At 66.7% G+C, this 3916-nt stretch carries 5 protein-coding genes; 2 read left to right on the top strand and 3 right to left on the bottom strand.

Annotated elements, in window-relative coordinates; all coding sequences use genetic code 11:
• The 3 genes from WA317_RS03350 to WA317_RS03360 form a co-directional block, all read right to left on the bottom strand.
• A partial coding sequence (locus tag WA317_RS03350; RefSeq protein ID WP_425171691.1) for a serine/threonine-protein kinase occupies positions 1–842 on the bottom strand: 842 nt, incomplete at its 3' end.
• A gap of 95 nt (positions 843–937) precedes the next feature.
• Complete coding sequence (locus WA317_RS03355; RefSeq protein WP_425171692.1) at positions 938–1162, bottom strand: hypothetical protein; 225 nt, start codon at positions 1160–1162, stop codon at positions 938–940.
• 51 nt (positions 1163–1213) lie between these two features.
• Positions 1214–1624: an MmpS family transport accessory protein gene (locus tag WA317_RS03360; RefSeq protein ID WP_425171693.1), complete on the bottom strand. Its 411-nt coding sequence runs from the start codon at positions 1622–1624 to the stop codon at positions 1214–1216.
• A gap of 164 nt (positions 1625–1788) precedes the next feature.
• Here WA317_RS03360 and WA317_RS03365 point away from each other — a divergent pair, with 164 nt between their 5' ends.
• Together WA317_RS03365 and WA317_RS03370 are read left to right on the top strand one after the other, a co-directional pair.
• Entirely contained in the window at positions 1789–2874 is a 1086-nt protein-coding gene (locus WA317_RS03365; RefSeq protein ID WP_425171694.1) for a dihydrodipicolinate reductase, read from the top strand.
• A 78-nt stretch (positions 2875–2952) separates the two neighbouring features.
• The coding region (locus WA317_RS03370) for an Hsp70 family protein (protein WP_425171695.1) at positions 2953–3916 on the top strand (964 nt) is incomplete at its 3' end.

Consider the following 3916-nt stretch of genomic DNA (forward strand, 5'->3'; position numbering starts at 1 on the left):
GAGACGGGCGGCCGGGGCGCAGTGATCGCGGTCGCCAGCGCGTCACGGGCGGCGCGCGCCAAGTCCATGGTGGTCGCGTAGCGCTGATCGGGCCGTTTGGCCATCCCTTTGGCGATGACCGCGTCGAACCCGGCGGGCAGTCCCGGATAGGTCTGCGACGGCCGTGGCGGCTGGTCGTTGAGATGGGCGGTGAGCTGCTGTTGAGGGCTGTCCCCGGGAAACGGCCGCCGGCCGGTCACGCACTCGTACAGCACACAGGCCAACGCGTAGATATCCGACCGGGCGTCGACGTGGTCGTCGGTGAACCGTTCCGGCGCCATGTAATGAAAGGTGCCGATTACTTCACCGGCCGAGGTCAGACTCATCTCGCCGACGGTGCGGGCCAACCCGAAGTCGATCAGATACGCGAAATCATCGTCGTCGAGCAAAATGTTGGACGGCTTGACATCGCGGTGCAACAGTCCGACCCGGTGCGCCGCATGCAAAGCCCTGGCGACCTGCTCGATGATGTGCACGGCGCGGCCCGGCGGCAGCGGCGGCCCCGCGGCCAGCAGGCTCTGCAGGTCGCGTCCGTCGATGAGTCGCATGTCGACGAAGAGTCGTCCGTCCAACTCGCCATGCGTGTGAATCGGTACGACGTGCGGGCTGTTCAGTCGTGCTGCGGCGTAGGCCTCGCGGCGGAATCGCTGTTGGAACACCGGGTCAGCGGAGGTGTCGGCGGACAAGATCTTGATCGCCACGATGCGGTCCAAAGCGGTGTCGTAGGCGCGCCAAACTTCGCCCATGCCGCCTCGGCCCAGCAACTCGATCAGGCGGTACTTGCCGAACGTCGTGCCTGCCAACAACCCTCCCGCAGCAACTCCGTCAGCAACTTGTCAGCACCATAACGCCCCCTCAGCGAGGGCCGCAAACACCGGGTCGGGCCGTCCGGCGCCAGTCAGTTGTCGAACTCCGGCCCGATCGATCGGTTGGCCGGTTCTCCCGGCCGATGGTTGGGCTGAGCCGACACGCGGATCCAGACGCCGGGCGGGTAGAAATCCGACCAGCGGCCCGGACTGGCGTAGTGAACCGCGAGGGCGCCGCCGGGTTGGAACTCGAACATGTCAGCGTCTCCGCAGTCCGCGGGACTGTCCTCACTGCCGAGCCACACTTTGAAAGCCATGCCCGAGAGTATGGCGCGGCGCCCGCACGGCTCGTTGCGCAGGCGGGTGTTTCAGATTTGACTCGGCGCGCAAACCGTTCGGGCCGGCTCCCCCGACGCGGTCGCCTGGCTCACCACCCTGCCGTCGATGAGAATCCGGCAAGTCAGCGATCCGGGACCGTGACCCTGTGCGCTGAGCAGGAAAGTATGACCGCGGCTGGTGGAGAACTGCTTGGACCACGGCAGGCTGACGTTCGTTTCGTGTCCCTGCTGGTAGTCAATTTCGTAAGTGAGGTACTCAGCGGTGCCCGGCGCGCCGCTGACTTCGTAGCGAACCAGCGGGTTGCTGGGACTCTGCGGCCGTGCGGTCGCGTTCGCGGTTCCCGGGGCGGTCCCGGCGCTCACCGTCAGGATGGTCGCCAAGCCGATGAGCAAAGTGCGGCGGTTCGTTCGCGGCGGCGACGGAAGCGCTGGTCTCGTCATGGTTTTTCATCGTGCACCGCACTGGCCGATCGCGGGCGCTTTCGGACCCATTCGGTTGTCGCCGCCATCGGCTAGCGGTGATCGCGAGCGCGGCTGATAGCCGGGTGAAGCGGGTCGCCGCCGTCGGCCTAGGGTGAAGCCGGTACCTGAGCGGAAGGCGGCCGATGGCTCAGTTCGAAGCCAAGCGCATTGTGGTCTGGGGCACCGGCTTCGTCGGCAAGCTGGTGCTTGCTGAGGTCGTCAGACACCCGCTCTTCGAGTTGGTCGGTGTCGGCGTCAGCAACCCGGAGAAGGTCGGCCGCGATGTCGGCGAAATCTGCGGGTTGCCTCATTCAGTGGGAATCACGGCTACTGACGACGTCGACGAGTTGATCGCGCTGCGACCCGACGCTTTGGTGCATTACGGTCCGACCGCTGCCCACGCCGACGCCAACATCGGGCTGATGACCCGCTTCCTGCGCGCAGGTATCGACGTCTGCTCGACCGCGATGACGCCCTGGGTCTGGCCGACGATGCATCTCAACCCGCCGAACTGGATCCAGCCGATCACCGAGGCATGCGAGCTCGGCGAATCCTCGTGTTTCACCACTGGCATCGACCCGGGTTTCGCCAACGACCTGTTCCCGATGACCCTGATGGGCGTCTGCTCCGAGGTCCGTACGGTGCGGGCCTCCGAGCTGCTCGACTACACCAACTACACCGGCGATTACGAGGACGAGATGGGCATCGGCCGCGCGCCTGATTTCCGGCCGGTCCTGGAAAACCGCGACGTGCTGATCTTCGCGTGGGGTGGCACCGTCCCGATGATCGCCCACGCCGCCGGCATCATGCTCGACGAGATCACCACCACCTGGGACAAGTGGGTGACGACCGCCGAGCGCAAAACCGCCAAGGGTGTCATCCAGCCGGGTCACGTCGCCGCCGTCCGGTTCACCATTAACGGCGTCTACCAGGGTCGAACCCGCATTCAGCTCGAACACGTCAACCGCATCGGGCACGACGCCGCGCCCGAGTGGCCGTCCGGAAACCAAGACGACGTCTACCGGGTGGACATCGAAGGGACACCGAGCGTCTTCCAGGAGACCGCGTTCCGGTTCACCGACGGTTCGGGGCGGGACGCCGCCGCGGCCGGCTGCTTGGCGACCGGAATGCGCGCGCTCAACGCCGTGCCGGCCGTCAACGCGTTGTCACCCGGTTGGGTGACCGCACTCGACCTGCCGCTGATCGCCGGCGCGGGCACCATCCGCTGATCGGCGCTTCGGATCGAACGAAGCGATACCTATAGGTTAGTGGCCGGGCATTCAGACTCAGCAGGTCGATGGGACGACATGGCAGACGCGACTAGGCCGGCGATCGGTCTTTCCATTGGGGCGACCAACTTGGCGGCAGTGACTGCCGATCGTTCCGTGACCCGCAAGCCGGTGCTGACCTTGTACGGGCAGCGAGCGCCCGAAGTGGGCGTACCGTCGGAGAACCCGCAGCTCGACGAACCCGGGCTGGTGATGAATGACTTCGTCAACCGGGTGGGATCTCCGGCTCGGGTGGTCGCAGCCGACGGCTCGACACACCGCAGCGAGGTGCTCGTCGCGGACGCGCTGCGCGCTCTGGTGTACACGGCGACCGACGGGGGTCCGGCGCCGGAGGCGATAGTGGTGACCTATCCGGCGCACTGGCAGCCGGCCGCGGTGGACGCGTTGCGGGCTGCGCTCGGGCCGGGCTCGGGGTGGCTTCGCGACGGGGATGCGGTACTGATGGACGACGCCGCGGCGGCGGCCAACGCGCTGCAGACCAACCCCGGTCTGCCGGGCAGCGGCGTCATCGCGGTGTGCGACTTCGGCGGCAGCGGCACCAGTCTCACCCTCGTCGACGCCGCCAACGGTTATCAGCGCATCGGCGCCACCGTGCGGCACGCTGACTTCTCCGGCGACCTGATCGATCAGGCTTTGCTGAATCACGTCGTCGCCGACCTGTCGGCTGCGGGTTCGTTCGACACCTCCGCCACGTCGGCGATCGGCTCACTGACCCGGTTGCGGGCGGACTGCCGGCTCGCCAAAGAACAGCTCTCGACGAGCACGGTGACCACGTTGACCGCTGAGCTGCCCGGATATCGCGGGGATCTGCAGCTCACCCGGGCCGATCTCGACGAAGCGATCCGCCAGCCATTGGCAGCATTCATCTCCGTATTGCGAGATGTTTTGCAGGTCAACGGCGTTCAAGGGTCAGATGTGGTCGCCGTCGCTGCGGTGGGCGGCGGGGCGAACCTTCCGGCGGTCACCACGATGCTGTCCGATC

This window comes from Mycobacterium sp. (assembly GCF_049802695.1).
In the GTDB taxonomy this organism is placed as follows: domain Bacteria; phylum Actinomycetota; class Actinomycetes; order Mycobacteriales; family Mycobacteriaceae; genus Mycobacterium.